Below are 13,725 nucleotides of genomic sequence, written 5' to 3'. Positions count from 1 at the left end.
CCCTCTCCTCAGTTCACGGGGGCAGGGGCGGGGACCGGGTTGATCCGGTCGCCGGCGCGGACAAAGGCACCGGCCTTGGTGACGACCGTGTCACCCTGGGCAAGCCCTTCGATGATCTCGACCAGACCGCCATCCCGGATGCCGGTCTTCACGGTGACCCGCTCCACGACGCCGTCCTTGACCCGCATCACCGTGCTGCCCTCGGGCGACGAACCGATGGCGGTCACCGGAACTGCCAGCGCTTCGGTCTCGGCGGCCAGGATTTCAGCCTCGACAAACATGCCTGTGCGCAGTGCTTCGTTGTCGCTGTCAACGGTGATGCGCGCCCGGCCAAGGCGGGTCACCGGGTCGATGCTGGGTTCCACCAGACGCACGGTGCCTTCCAACTCGCCCGCCATGCCCACCGCCCGCAGCCGCGCCTTCTGGCCGGGGGCCAGGCGAAGAAGGTCGGTCTCGGCCACGTCAGCGCGCAGTTCCAGCGCCGCGTCCCGGGTGATGACGAACATCGGCTGGCCCGCCGCCGTGGCGATGGCACCGGTCTTGGCGTTGCGGGCGACGATCTTGCCGGCGACCGGGGCTCTCACCTCGGTCCGCGACAGGTTCAACTCCACATTCTCCAGCCGAGCCTCGGCCAGTGCCAGTTGCGCGCGGGCGGCCTCCAGCCCCTGTGTCGCCACCATCACGCGGGCATTGGCCGAAACGGCATTCGCCCGGGCGGTATCGGCCTGGGCCTGGGGCGCCGTGCCCTGTTCGCGCAGCTTCGCCGTCCGGTCTGCCACGCGCTGGGCTTCGTCGCTGGCGGTCTTTGCCTCGACCAATTGTGCCTCGGCCTGGGCAATCGACGATTTCGCCGCCGCCAGCGAGGCGGCCGCCTCGGTCTTCTGCAGTTCCAGCGTTGTCTTCGACAAGACTGCCAGCACCTGGCCCTCGGTCACCATGTCGCCCACGTCGACCAGAAGCTGGTCCAGGGGCTGGCCTTCGACCAGCGGCGCGACTTGCACTTCCTCCACGGCCGCCACAAGGCCCGAGGCGATGATCCGGTCGGACAGCTTTACCAGGCCCACCGTGGAAACAGTGATCGCGGGCAGGGCCGGGGTCGTTGCGGGTGCGCTTTCGGCGGCGGCTGCCTCTTGTGCCTGGGCGGGCATGAGGGGCGCAAAGGCCATAAGGGCGGCGAGGATCAGGGTCGGGCGCATGGGTCTTAGCCTTCTGCTTTGTCGTTGGAAATCTGCGAGATGATGCCGTCGATCACGGCGACGACCTGGGCTTCAAGCGCGGGACTTGCCGGCCCGCACTGGGCGGTTCTTGTGGCCATGGCCTTCACCAGCATGACCAGCATCTGGCACTGGCCTTCATAGCGGCTGCGGGCCTCTTCCACCGGACGGCGGGTGGTGTGGGCAAAGATCGTTGACAGAAGGGAAACGATCGTCTCCTCCATCTGCCGCGCCGCCGCGCCGATTTCCGGCTTGCGGATCGCGGCGGCGGTGATCTCGGCCCAAAGCTGACCGTCCTTCATCGACTCTTCCGTGAAGTGGTTCAGGATGCGCTCGCGCAAGGCCAACAGTGGCTGGCCCGACGTCTGGATCTCGGCGAACTCGCCCTGGATTTCGGCCAGGTCATAGCCGCACATCGCCTGGACGATGGCCGCCTTGGACGGGAAGTAACGGTAGAAGTTGCCAACGCTCATTCCCGCCGCCCGCGCAAGGTCCTGCATCGAGGCCCCGTCAAAGCCCTTTTCGGCAAAGGCCTGCCGGATCGAAGCCAGGATCTCGTGGCTGCGTTCCTCGGCGGCGGGAATGGGTTGGGGCAGGGGCGGCATGGTCACCAAGTCTGGGAATGAACGTTCATTCACTGCAAATAGAGACTGCAGCACTCACGTCAAGCGGGAATACGGGGCTTTCGGCGAATTGGATGGGTCCGGCTTCACTTTTTCCCGGATTTGGCCCAAGGAAGCGGCAGCAAAGGGGTTGGTGGCATGGCGATGGGCTTCGGATTCAGGGTGGCGGCGACGGATGGCGCGGCGCGGACCGGGGTGATTTCCACGCCCAGGGGAGAGATTCGCACCCCCGCCTTCATGCCGGTGGGCACCGCCGCGACGGTGAAGGCGATGCTGCCGGAAAGCGTTGCCGCCACCGGGGCCGACATCCTGCTGGGCAACACCTACCACCTGATGCTGCGCCCGGGGGCCGAACGGGTGGCGGCACTCGGTGGCCTTCACCGCTTCATGAACTGGTCCAAGCCGATCCTGACCGACTCGGGCGGCTTCCAGGTCATGTCGCTGGGTGCCTTGCGCAAGCTGACCGAAGAAGGGGTGCGCTTTTCCTCGCACGTCGACGGCTCCAAGCACATGCTGACCCCCGAACGCAGCATGGAGATCCAGCGGCTTCTGGGGTCGGACATCGTGATGTGTTTCGACGAATGCCCGGCGCTGCCCGCGACCGAGGCAGAGGTCGCCAAGTCCATGCGCCTGTCGATGCGCTGGGCTCAACGCAGCCGAGATGCCTTTGGCGACCGGCCGGGCCATGCGCTTTTCGGGATCATGCAGGGCGGTGTGACGCGAGAGCTACGCGAAGAGAGTGCCGAGGCTCTGAAAGCCATCGGCTTCGACGGCTATGCGGTGGGTGGTCTGGCCGTGGGTGAGGGACAGGAGGCCATGTTCTCGGTCCTCGACTACGCGCCGGGGTTCCTGCCAGAGGACAAGCCGCGCTACCTGATGGGGGTGGGCAAGCCGGACGACATCGTGGGGGCCGTGGAGCGGGGCATCGACATGATGGACTGCGTGCTGCCCTCCCGCTCGGGCCGCACCGGCCAGGCCTGGACGGCGCGGGGGCAGGTGAACCTGCGGAACGCCCGCCACAAGGACGACCCCCGCCCGCTGGAGGACGGCTGCCAGTGCCCCGCCTGCCGCAGCTATTCCCGCGCCTACCTGCACCATGTGGTCAAGGCGGACGAGATCATCGGGTCGATGCTGCTGACCTGGCACAACCTGCACTACTATCAGGTGCTGATGCAGGGCCTCAGGGATGCGATTGCGGCGGGCGCGCTCACGACGTTCGTCGCCGCCTTCCACGCCCGGCGCGCCGAAGGCGATATCGAGCCGGTCTGATCACGGCATCGGCGCCAGAAGCGGCAGCGCGCGGGCGTAGGCGGCATTCAACAGCACCTGGAAGCCACGATTGCGCAGCATGCCCGGCGTCGCCACCTGCGGTTCGGTCTCGATGGCATAGACGGTCACAAACGGACCATCGCCCACCACCGAGGCCGACCCTGGACCCGTTGCCTCGGCCAGCGTCTGATTCTGGGTGAAGAGCGGCATCCCGCCGAACTCCGCGTTCAGCGTGGTTGCGGCGATCTCTGCGTCGTCCTTGCTGGGATAAAGCAGCGCGACCAGGGTCAGATCCCGCGTCCCGCTGCCCAGGTCCGCCAGCATCATGTTCTGCCAGGCCGGGATACCCTTCGGTTCAATCGGCGTCGGCATCAGCGCCGGGTCGGGGGTGAAGGACGACACGAAAAGCCCCGGGTCCGAGAAGATCACCGCCTGCACCAGCTTTCGGTCCCCCCAATCCGGCAGGTCGATGACGGACGCGAAGGCCGTGAGTGCCGGGTTGGTCTCGGCAGTTGCGAACAGCGCCTTCAGCCCCGGCCAGCTCGGAGAATGCAGCAGCACTTCCCCATCGAACGCGATCCGGGACGACTTCGGTACCGGAACCGAGAAGGGGTCAGCCGGATCGCGCCAGGCCATGTCGAAGGCGTAATCGTCTTCTCCCCGCCAGAAGGCCGGAAAGCCGGGCTCTTCGGTCTGGGCATAGCCGTTCGCAAGCAGTGCCGGGGCGATGCGCGGTATCGCTTCGGACGACAGAAGCAAGGCCAGTTGCCGGTCCGGCGGGGCGTCGATGAAGGCGGCAGCCTCCAGGTCGGCGGTCGAAAAGCCCACCTTCGTGGTCCAGTACTGTCCCTGCGGTGCCTTCCCGAAAGGTCCGCTGATGATGCGCAGGGCGTCCGGTCGCAGTGCGTCCGGATGCGCGCTGACATAGGCTTCGGTGATCGCGCGGGCTGCCGCGAAATCCACGAACTCCGGTTGGCCCGGGGACGCGGGGCTCAGGGCCACATCGGGCAGAATTGACATCAACGCGACAAACCGCTCGCTGCGGGTTTCCGCCCAGGCTGACGACCCGCAAGCGATGGCGCCGATCAGGACCGCGCTAAACAGATGTTTGCCCATCTTGATCCCCGCTGCATTCTTGCGACGCAACGTTTCCCCACTGCTGCAACCTCGAACAAGTCGGGATTTCACTATCCGCCCTCCTCGCCTACACCTCAGTAAAGTCCGCACCGCGATCCGGCACCGCTTGCATCGAGTTGGCCACAGAACGTGACTTGCACCCGCTCACGCACAGGTTCATTCTGGGGAACCAAGCCGGAACTTGAATCCCCCGCCCGGGGACCACAAGTTAACAAGTCTTAAGGCGGAGCGGGCAGGGTTGCCGATGGTCGGGGCCCGGATCGCTGCCGCGAACGAAGGTAGACATATGAGCACCCAAAGCTATCCCGTGCTGCCCCTGCGCGACATCGTGGTCTTCCCCCACATGATCGTGCCGCTCTTCGTCGGCCGCGAGAAATCGGTCCGCGCGCTGGAAGAGGTGATGCAGGACGACAAGCAGATCCTCCTGTCCTCGCAAAAGGATCCCACCGCCGACGACCCGCAGACCGACGGCATCTTCCGCGTCGGTGTGCTGGCCAATGTGCTGCAGCTTCTGAAGCTGCCGGACGGCACGGTGAAAGTCCTGGTTGAAGGCAAGTCGCGCGTCCGGATCACCGGTTTCGTCGAGAACCCGGCCTTCTTCGAGGCCACCGCTGAGACGCTCGCTGAAACCGAGGGCGATCCCACCTCGGTCGAGGCGCTGGTGCGTGCGGTCGGCGAAGAGTTCGAGCGTTACACCAAGGTCAAGAAGAACATCCCCGAAGAGGCGCTTGCCGCCGTGTCCGACACCCGCGAACCCGCGCGTCTGGCCGACCTGGTTGCCGGCCACCTGGGTGTGGACGTGGGCCAGAAGCAGGCGATCCTAGAGACGCTGGATGTCGCCGAACGTCTGGAAAAGGTCTACGGCCACATGCAGGGCGAACTGTCCGTCCTGCAGGTCGAGAAGAAGATCAAGTCTCGGGTGAAAACCCAGATGGAGAAGACCCAGCGCGAGTACTATCTGAATGAGCAGATGAAGGCCATTCAGAAGGAACTTGGCGACGGCGAGGACGGCCAGAACGAGGTCGCCGAGCTGGAAGAACGCATCCGCAAGACTGAGCTGTCCAAGGAGGCCCGCGAAAAGGCCGAGGCCGAGCTGAAGAAGCTGAAGTCGATGTCGCCGATGTCGGCAGAGGCGACGGTCGTGCGCAACTACCTCGACTGGCTGTTAGGCGTGCCGTGGGGCGTGAAGTCCCGCGTCAAGAAGGACCTCGGCGCCGCGCAGAAGGTGCTCGACGCCGACCACTACGGGCTGGAGAAGGTCAAGGAGCGGATCGTCGAGTATCTGGCGGTGCAGGCGCGGTCGACCAAGCTCAAGGGCCCGATCCTCTGCCTCGTCGGCCCTCCGGGCGTCGGCAAGACCTCGCTGGGGCGGTCGGTCGCCAAGGCCACGGGCCGCGAGTTCATCCGTATCTCGCTTGGCGGCGTACGGGACGAATCCGAAATCCGCGGGCACCGGCGGACCTATATCGGCTCGATGCCGGGCAAGATCATCCAGTCCCTCAAGAAGGCCAAGACCACCAACCCGCTGATCCTGCTGGATGAAATCGACAAGATGGGCCAGGATTTCCGGGGCGACCCGGCCTCGGCTCTGCTAGAGGTCTTGGACCCCGAACAGAACAACACCTTCGTCGACCACTACCTTGAGGTGGAGTATGACCTGTCGAACGTGATGTTCATCACCACGTCGAACTCGTACAACATGCCCGGGCCGCTTCTCGACCGGATGGAAATCATTCCTCTGGCCGGCTACACCGAGGATGAAAAGCGCGAGATCGCGCGGGGGCACCTGCTGCCCAAGCAGATCACCGCGAACGGGTTGAAGAAGGGCGAATTCAGCGTCTCGGACGACGCGCTGAACCATGTCATCCGCTACTACACCCGTGAGGCGGGCGTGCGGAACCTGGAGCGTGAGATCGCCAAGCTGGCCCGGAAAGCCGTGACCGACATCCTGAAGGGCAAGACCAAGAAGGTCGAGGTCGATCCGGCCAAGGTCGAGGAATACCTGGGCGTCCAGCGCCACCGCTATGGCCTGGCCGAAAAGGAAGACCAGGTCGGCGTGGTCACCGGCCTCGCCTGGACCTCTGTCGGCGGCGATCTTCTGCAGATCGAAGCGCTCAAGCTGCCGGGCAAGGGTCGGATGAAGACCACAGGCAAACTTGGCGACGTGATGAAGGAGTCGATCGAGGCGGCAGCATCCTACGTCCGCTCGGTCTCGCCCCAGCTTGGCGTGAAGCCGCCGAAGTTCGAGACGATGGACATCCACGTCCACGTGCCGGACGGGGCGACGCCCAAGGATGGCCCTTCTGCAGGTCTGGCGATGGTCACCGCTATCGTCTCGGTCCTGACCGGCATCCCGGTCCGCAAGGACATCGCGATGACCGGCGAGGTGACGCTCCGCGGGAACGCCAGCGCCATCGGGGGCTTGAAGGAAAAACTGCTCGCCGCGTTGCGCGGGGGGATCAAGACCGTCTTCATCCCGGAAGAGAACGCCAAGGACCTGGCGGAGATCCCGGCCAACGTGAAGGAAGGGCTGAAGATCATCCCCGTGACCCATGTCCGCGAGGTCCTGGCCCAGGCGCTGGTGCGTCAGCCGGAACCGGTGGAATGGGACGAGGCCGCCGAAGAGGCCGCCGCAGCGGCCAGGGCGGCGCAGAACCAGCCGCCGTCGCAGACCGCGCACTGATCCGCGCAAGACCCACGAAAGGCGCGCCTGTCGGGCGCGCCTTTTTCGTTCGGACGGCGCAGCCGTCGCCAGGAAAATCCGCGCTGGCACTGAAAACGGCTGGCCCGCCTGCCAAACGGGGGGTAAGACCATGGGTGACGAAACCCAGCTGGAAGCAGGCACCATGGCACCGCGCACGCCCACCGACCCCGAGACGAAACCTGCCAAGGCGAAACCGGCCGCAAAGGCCAAGGCCAAGCCTGAGCCGAAGGCCAAACCCGCCGCAAAGCCGAAGGCCAAGCCCGCCACCGAGATTGCCGAGCGCCCTGCGCTGCGGGTGGTCGAGGAGGATGCTGCGGCTGATGCGGGCGCCACCTTGCGGCTCAAGGACCTGATCTACCAGGTCTCCCAGGCCACCAACGGCAAGAAGACCGATGTGAAACCGGTGATCGAGGCGACGCTGACTGCCCTTGGCAATGCGCTGGCCACCGGCAAGTCTCTGACCGTCCCGCCCCTCGGCAAGCTGCGCGTCGTCAAGAACAAGGGTCCGGCGCTGACCTTGAAGTTGCGGCTCGCCGATGGCCCGAAGGCCGCCGGATTGGGCCTTGCAGACGACGGGGATGACGACTAAAAGCCCCCGCATCGGGCGATTAGCTCAGCGGTAGAGCGCTTCGTTCACATCGAAGATGTCAGCGGTTCAAATCCGTTATCGCCCACCATTCTTCCCTCAAGGCGCGCCCAAACGGCGCGCCTTGAACATTTCCGGGCCTTGCCACAGCGGGTCGGGCAGGGTAGGCACCGGGGCAGGGGCGGTTAGCTCAGTTGGTAGAGCGTCTCGTTTACACCGAGAATGTCGGGGGTTCGAGTCCCTCACCGCCCACCATCCCCATTGCGTTTTCTGTACGAGCAGGCAGGCTTTTGCTGATCCAATGCCGGGCAATGCCGCCATTGACGCGGATCAAGGCCCGACACTGTGCTTGCCCTTAGGGTTCCCGTCCGAAAGGACCGCCCGATGCCCGACCCCAGCGACACCGTCTTCCGCGCAAGCGGATTGACCAAGGTCTACCGCAACGGCGCGCTCGAGGTGCACGCGCTGCGCGGCATCGACTTTGCGGCGCGCAAGGGTGAGTTCATCGTGATCCTCGGGCCCTCCGGTTCGGGGAAGTCCACCTTCCTGAACATCGTCGGCGGACTGGACCGGGCCAGTGCGGGCGAGGTCTGGTTCGAGGAACACCAGCTGACCGTGATGAGCGAGGCCCAGCTGACCCAATACCGGCGCGACCATGTGGGCTTCGTCTTCCAGTTCTACAACTTGGTTCCCAGCCTGACTGCGCGCGAGAACGTCCAGCTGGTGACCGAAATCGCCCGCCGCCCGATGCGCCCCGAGGATGCACTGGCACTGGTCGGGCTAACCGACCGCGCCAACCACTTCCCGGCGCAACTGTCGGGCGGCGAACAGCAGCGCGTGGCCATCGCCCGCGCCATCGCCAAGAACCCCGAGGTCCTTCTCTGCGACGAACCCACAGGGGCGCTCGACAGTGCGACCGGCATCAAGGTGCTTGAGGCGCTGACCCAGGTGAACCGCGCCGTCGGGGCCACGACCCTGGTCATCACCCACAACGCCGCCATCCGCGACATCGCCGACCGGGTGATCCGCTTTGCCGACGGTCGCATTGTCGAGGAAACCGTCAACACGGTGAAGAAACAGCCGTCGGAGGTCGCATGGTGATCTCGCCCCTTCGCCGCAAGGTCCTGCGCGATCTGCGCCGGCTCTGGGCGCAGGTGCTGGCGATTGCGCTGGTGCTGGCGGCGGGCGTGGCAACGCTGATCCTGGGCAACGGCGCCTATGCGTCCCTGCACGAAACCCGCGCCCGCTACTACGAGGAAAACCGCTTCGCCGATGTCTTCGCCGATGTCACCCGTGCCCCCCGGGCGCTTTTGGCCGAAGTCGAACAGATCGAGGGCGTCCTCGACGCCGAAGCGCGGATCGTCAAACTCGGCCTCCTCGACCTGCCGGGCATGGTCGAGCCGGGCTCGGTCCTCTTCGTCTCGCTGCCCCGGACCGGCGGGCTGAACCGCATCTACCTGCGCTTCGGTCGCCTGCCAGACCCGCTGTCAGCCGACGAAATCGTGGTCAGCGAAGGCTTTGCCGATGCCCATGGCCTGGGTCCAGGCGACGTCCTGCCGGTCCTGATGAACGGCCAGCACCGTGAACTCCACATCACCGGCGTCGCCCTCTCGCCCGAGTTCATCTATGCCCTCGGCCCCGGCCAGATGATGCCCGACCCGCGCCGATTTGGCGTGGTCTGGGCACCCCGGGCGGCACTTGCCTCTGCCTATGACCTGGAAGGCGCCTTCTCGAATCTGGTCCTGAAACTCGCCCCGGGTGCCAATCCCGACCGAGTGATCGAGACCCTGGACCGGCTGACCGAACGCTATGGCGGGGCAGGGGCACAGGGCCGCTCCGACCAGATCAGCCACGCCTTCCTCGACGCCGAGCTGAAACAGCTCTCGGCCATGGTCAAGGTGCTGCCGCCGATCTTCCTTCTGGTCGCGGCCATGCTGGTGAACATGACGCTCTCGCGGCTGATAACTCTGGAACGCGAACAGATCGGGCTCTTGAAGGCCATCGGCTACACATCGCGCGCGGTGGCCCAGCACTATGTCGAATTCGTCGTGCTGATTGCCGCCCTGGGCATCCTGATCGGCTTTGCCGCCGGGGCCTGGCTGGGCGCGGGCCTTGCGCAGATGTATGCGCGCTTCTTCTCGTTCCCGTACCTCGTCTTCACCCGCGACCCGGCGCTATACGGTCTCGCCGCCCTCGTCACCCTGGCCGCTGCGGTGAGTGGGGCGCTCTATGCCGTCCGCTCGGTTGTCCGCCTGCCCCCCGCCGTCGCCATGGCCCCGCCCGCGCCCGCTGTCTACCGCGAACGGGCACCTTGGGTCCGACGCCTTCTCAACCTGCGCCAGACCGGGGTGATGGTCGCCCGCCACCTCATGCGCTGGCCGTTCCGCACGGCCTCCTCGACGCTGGGCGTGGCCATGGCGGTGGCGATCCTGGTTGCCTCGCTCTGGTCCTTCGGCTCCATCGACCGGATGATCGACGTCACTTTCTTCCGCGCCGAACGCCACGATGCGCAGATCTTCTTCGGCGCACCCCAGCCCCTGGCCGCCGTCTTCGCCGCTCGCGACCTGCCGGGGGTGGTAGTGGCCGAACCCTTCCGCCAGGTCGCCGCGAAGATCAGCCACCAGGGCCGGGAAAAGACCCTTGCCATCACCGGCCGCCCGACCGATCCGCACCTCTCCCGCGTCCTTGACCCCAGCCTTCGCCCGATGCCGATGCCCGAGGCCGGGCTGATCCTGTCCGAAGCGCTGGCCGAGGCCCTGCAGGTTCGCCCCGGCGACCTCGTCACGGTCGAACTGCTCGCGGGTCGCCGCCAGACCGCCACTCTGCCGGTCAGCGGGCTGTCGGTCGGCTATGTCGGCCTTGGCGCGGCGATGGAGATCGGCGCGCTCAACCGGCTGATGGGCGAGGGGGCGCTCGTCTCCGGCGTCAGCCTCCAGCTTGATCCCGCAGAAACGCCCGCCTTCTACGCCGCCGCCAAGGCCACGCCCCGGACCGAACTGATCAGCGTCACCAGCCTGATGCTGAACCGCTTTCGCGAGACATTGGCCGAAAACATCACGGTGATGATCACCGTCTACGTCGTCCTCGCGGGCATCATCGCCATCGGCGTGGTCTACAACTTCTCGCGCATCGCGCTGTCGGAACAGGGGCGCGAACTGGCCAGCCTCCGTGTCCTCGGCTTCACCAACAGCGAAGTCTCGGGCGTCCTCTTCGGCGAACTTGCCACCGTCGTCCTGCTGGCGCAGCCGCTCGGCTGGCTCATCGGCTACGGCATCGCTGCCGCAATGGTCGCGGCCTTCTCCTCCGACCTCTACCGCGTGCCCTTCGTCATCGGGCGCGAGGTCTTTGCCACCGCCAGCCTCGTCGTCTGCGCCGCGGCCCTCGTCTCGGCCGTCGCGATCCGGGGGCGGATCACCAATCTCGACATGATCGAAGTCCTGAAGACACGGGAGTAAACCATGCGCCGCCTGATCCCCATTCTCGCTGCCCTGGCCGTGCTGGCCTTCCTCGTCTGGGCCTTCCTGCCGCGCGCCATCGAGGTCGAGCTGGCCGAGGTCGCCCCCCGCACGCTTGAGGTCGCGGTCGAGGAAGAGGGCGAGGCGCGCATCCGCGAGGTCTTCACCGTTTCGGCCACCATCGCGGGCCGGCTGCAGCGCATCGGCCTCCATGCCGGGGACGCGGTGACCGAAGGCCAGCCCGTGGCCAGCATCGGCCCGGCGGCCCCGGTCCTCCTCGACAGCCGGTCCCGCGCGGTGGCCGAGGCGACGGCGGCCGCAGCCCAGGCCGCGACCGACCTGGCCCGTGCCCAGCTGGACCAGGCCCAGGCCACGCTGGATTTCATGACTGCCGAGGCCCTGCGCGCCAAGGAACTTTTCCGCCGCGAGGCCCTGTCGCAGCGGGCCTACGACAATGCGATCCGCGAGGAACGGACCGCGCGGGCCGCCGTCTCCAGCGCCGTTGCGAATCTCGCCGTGCGCGAGAAAGAGCTTGAAAGTGCTCTGGCGGTCCTGCGGTCGGAAACGGTCGGACCAGCGACATCCTGCTGTGTCGAAATCCCGGCCCCGGTCTCGGGCAAGGTGCTGCGGGTCCTGACCGAAAGCGAACAGGTGGTGCAGCCGGGCACCCCGATCCTGGAACTGGGCGATCCCGGCAGTCTGGAGATCGTCGTCGATCTTCTGTCCCGCGACGCCGTGCGGGTGGCCGAAGACGCGCAGGCCTTGGTCACCGGCTGGGGCGGCCCGGACATTCCCGCCGCGGTCGAACGGGTCGAACCCTCGGCGGTGACCCGCGTCTCGGCGCTGGGGATCGAGGAACAACGGGTGACCGTGGTCCTTTCCCTGACCGGTGGGCCGCAGGATTGGCAGGCGCTTGGTCACGGCTTCCGGGTCATTGCGCGGATCGCCATCTGGCGCGAGGATGATGTGCTGACGATCCCCGTGGGCGCCCTCTTCCGCGACGGCCCGGACTGGGCCACCTATGTCGTCCGCGACGGCCGGGCGGTCCTGCAGCGGATCACGCTTGGCGAACGGAACGAGGATTATGCCCAGGTTCTGACGGGCGTTGCTGCGGGCGACCAGGTCATCCTGCACCCCTCGGACCAGTTGTCAAAGGGTGCCGCTGTAACGGCAATCGCGCCTTAGCCGAGCGCAAACCACAGCGCCGCAACCCCGGCACATACCAGGGCCGCACCGGCAGCGACCTGCATGCCCCGCGACAAGCCGCCCTGCGTCTCTCCGACCGGACTCGTCTGCGTCGGGGCAGCGGATTTCGGCGCCTGCCCGTTCAGCGTCGGCGGCAGCTCCCCGCCTTCTTCGCCGATCCGGATCCAGTCCAGCCAGTCGGTCGCCGACTGGATACGGTCGCGCGGCATCACCCGGACTGCCTTGTCGATCGCTTCCAGGAACCCCGGCGGATAGCCTTCGAACCGGCCCGCCAGCGGCTCATAGGGGTCAGGCTCGCCCTCGGCCACCCGGGCCAGACGGCGCTGGCTTTCCGGCGGCGACTTGCCCGAGATCACATGGTGGAACGTCGCCCCCAGCGAATACAGGTCGCTGGCCGGGCTCTGCTCGGCCCCGGTCAGGTAGAATTCCTGCGGCGAATAGCCTTCCTTGATGACCCGCCGCCCGGTCAGAACGCGGGTTGCGCGCACCACCTGCTCACTGGCCGCGCCAAAGTCGATCAGGATCGGGTTGCCGGTCTTGTCGACCAGGATGTTGTCGGGGCTGATGTCGCGGTGCAGGATGCCAACCTGGTGGATGAACTCCACCGCCGACAGCATCCGCTTCAGCATGAACACGATCTGGTCGGGCGTGAAGGCCTGGTCGGTGGAATCCAGGATGTCGTGCAGGTCGCGCCCGTCGATATAGTCGATCGCCATGTAGGCGGTGTCATTGTCTTCGAACACCTGATGGACGCCAACGATGTTCGGATGCACCAGCCGCGCCAGGCTTTTCGCCTCGGCCACGAAGCTTTCGACAAAACTGCGGAAATCGCCCTGGTGCTTGCGCGACCGCGCCCGCACCAGGCTGGTCGACCGCCGGCACAGCGCGTTCGGAAAGCATTCCTTGATGACGACAGTGCGGTCCAGGCTGTCCTTGGCCAGATAGGTGATCCCGAACCCGCCCGAATTCAGGAAGCCCACAATCGTGTAGTGCCCGCCCAGCAGGGGGGTCCCGGGCTTCAGATCGTCGGCAAAGGCATCGGGATCGACCCTGCCCAACTCGCTTTCGAGCTGATTGCTGATCTGCGTCGGGCCTTGGGTCACGTCACACCTGCCGTCATGGCACAAACTTCGGTCACTGTCGCAGAGGTCCTGCCACCGCGCGCAATGATCCCTGCGGTTACTTTCACAAAGGTGAAATCGCTGCGGCCTCAACTCCGCAACGATCAAACATCGTTAACACATTCTAGGCGCGAGGCTTCCCTTGACGCAAATCTGTGCAGTTTCCCTGTAGAAAAGCCTTGTGGCCAGATAGGGGCGGCGGGGCGGCAAACCTGTAGCGGCTGACGTCTCGCAGCCGCCATGTCATTGAAAAGGTGTGAATATTTCTTCTACGCCCGTAATCTGGCGGCCAGTGGGCACTTTGGCCAGTGTGACAATTTCAGCAGCCATCCCAAGGGGATGCGCCACCGTCTTGCCCAAATCATCCCAGAATCACGACCCTGGCGCGAAGACGTTTGCGCTACCACAAC

10 protein-coding genes and 2 tRNA genes are annotated in these 13,725 nt (G+C 66.0%); 8 read left to right on the top strand and 4 right to left on the bottom strand.

Going from position 1 to position 13,725, the window contains the following annotated elements; all coding sequences use genetic code 11:
- Positions 1–8 precede the first annotated feature (8 nt).
- Entirely contained in the window at positions 9–1,196 is a 1,188-nt protein-coding gene (locus tag AC2EAL_RS18495; protein ID WP_484725703.1) for an efflux RND transporter periplasmic adaptor subunit, read from the bottom strand.
- 5 nt (positions 1,197–1,201) lie between these two features.
- Positions 1,202–1,819 (bottom strand): TetR/AcrR family transcriptional regulator, encoded by a 618-nt coding sequence (locus tag AC2EAL_RS18490; protein WP_484725702.1) that lies wholly within the window; start codon positions 1,817–1,819, stop codon positions 1,202–1,204.
- Positions 1,820–1,975: 156 nt separating this feature from the next.
- Between AC2EAL_RS18490 and tgt the strand changes: the two genes are divergently transcribed.
- Positions 1,976–3,106 carry a tRNA guanosine(34) transglycosylase Tgt gene (gene tgt / locus AC2EAL_RS18485; RefSeq protein ID WP_484725701.1) on the top strand — a complete coding sequence of 377 codons (1,131 nt, stop codon included), beginning with the start codon at positions 1,976–1,978 and terminating at the stop codon, positions 3,104–3,106.
- On the opposite strand, the gene AC2EAL_RS18480 is transcribed toward tgt, so the two are convergent.
- Positions 3,107–4,222, bottom strand: coding sequence for a hypothetical protein (locus tag AC2EAL_RS18480; protein ID WP_484725700.1), 1,116 nt, complete (start codon positions 4,220–4,222; stop codon positions 3,107–3,109). It lies immediately after the preceding gene.
- Positions 4,223–4,529: 307 nt separating this feature from the next.
- Here AC2EAL_RS18480 and lon point away from each other — a divergent pair, with 307 nt between their 5' ends.
- The 7 genes from lon to AC2EAL_RS18445 all read left to right on the top strand — a co-directional run bounded on the left by lon (position 4,530) and on the right by AC2EAL_RS18445 (position 12,173).
- Positions 4,530–6,926 carry an endopeptidase La gene (gene lon / locus AC2EAL_RS18475; protein WP_484725699.1) on the top strand — a complete coding sequence of 799 codons (2,397 nt, stop codon included), beginning with the start codon at positions 4,530–4,532 and terminating at the stop codon, positions 6,924–6,926.
- A 130-nt stretch (positions 6,927–7,056) separates the two neighbouring features.
- The gene (locus AC2EAL_RS18470; RefSeq protein ID WP_484725698.1) at positions 7,057–7,536 is read left to right on the top strand and encodes an HU family DNA-binding protein; all 480 of its coding nucleotides are present in this window, start codon (positions 7,057–7,059) and stop codon (positions 7,534–7,536) included.
- Between the two features lie 13 nt (positions 7,537–7,549).
- Positions 7,550–7,624 (top strand) — tRNA-Val (locus AC2EAL_RS18465).
- An 88-nt stretch (positions 7,625–7,712) separates the two neighbouring features.
- Positions 7,713–7,788 (top strand) — tRNA-Val (locus AC2EAL_RS18460).
- 129 nt (positions 7,789–7,917) lie between these two features.
- A complete protein-coding gene (locus AC2EAL_RS18455; protein WP_484725697.1) occupies positions 7,918–8,634 on the top strand; it encodes an ABC transporter ATP-binding protein in 717 nt (238 codons plus the stop codon).
- Positions 8,628–10,988, top strand: coding sequence for an ABC transporter permease (locus AC2EAL_RS18450; RefSeq protein ID WP_484725696.1), 2,361 nt, complete (start codon positions 8,628–8,630; stop codon positions 10,986–10,988). The genes AC2EAL_RS18455 and AC2EAL_RS18450 overlap by 7 nt, the downstream gene beginning before the upstream one ends.
- Positions 10,989–10,991: 3 nt before the next feature.
- A complete protein-coding gene (locus tag AC2EAL_RS18445; protein WP_484725695.1) occupies positions 10,992–12,173 on the top strand; it encodes an efflux RND transporter periplasmic adaptor subunit in 1,182 nt (393 codons plus the stop codon).
- Here AC2EAL_RS18445 and AC2EAL_RS18440 read toward each other — a convergent pair.
- Positions 12,170–13,297 carry a serine/threonine protein kinase gene (locus AC2EAL_RS18440; RefSeq protein ID WP_484725694.1) on the bottom strand — a complete coding sequence of 376 codons (1,128 nt, stop codon included), beginning with the start codon at positions 13,295–13,297 and terminating at the stop codon, positions 12,170–12,172. The genes AC2EAL_RS18445 and AC2EAL_RS18440 overlap by 4 nt on opposite strands.
- Positions 13,298–13,725 lie beyond the last annotated feature (428 nt).

This window comes from Tabrizicola sp. T74, from assembly GCF_057219935.1.
Note: the sequence above shows the minus strand (reverse complement) of the source record. Positions and strands in the feature narration are given on the sequence as shown.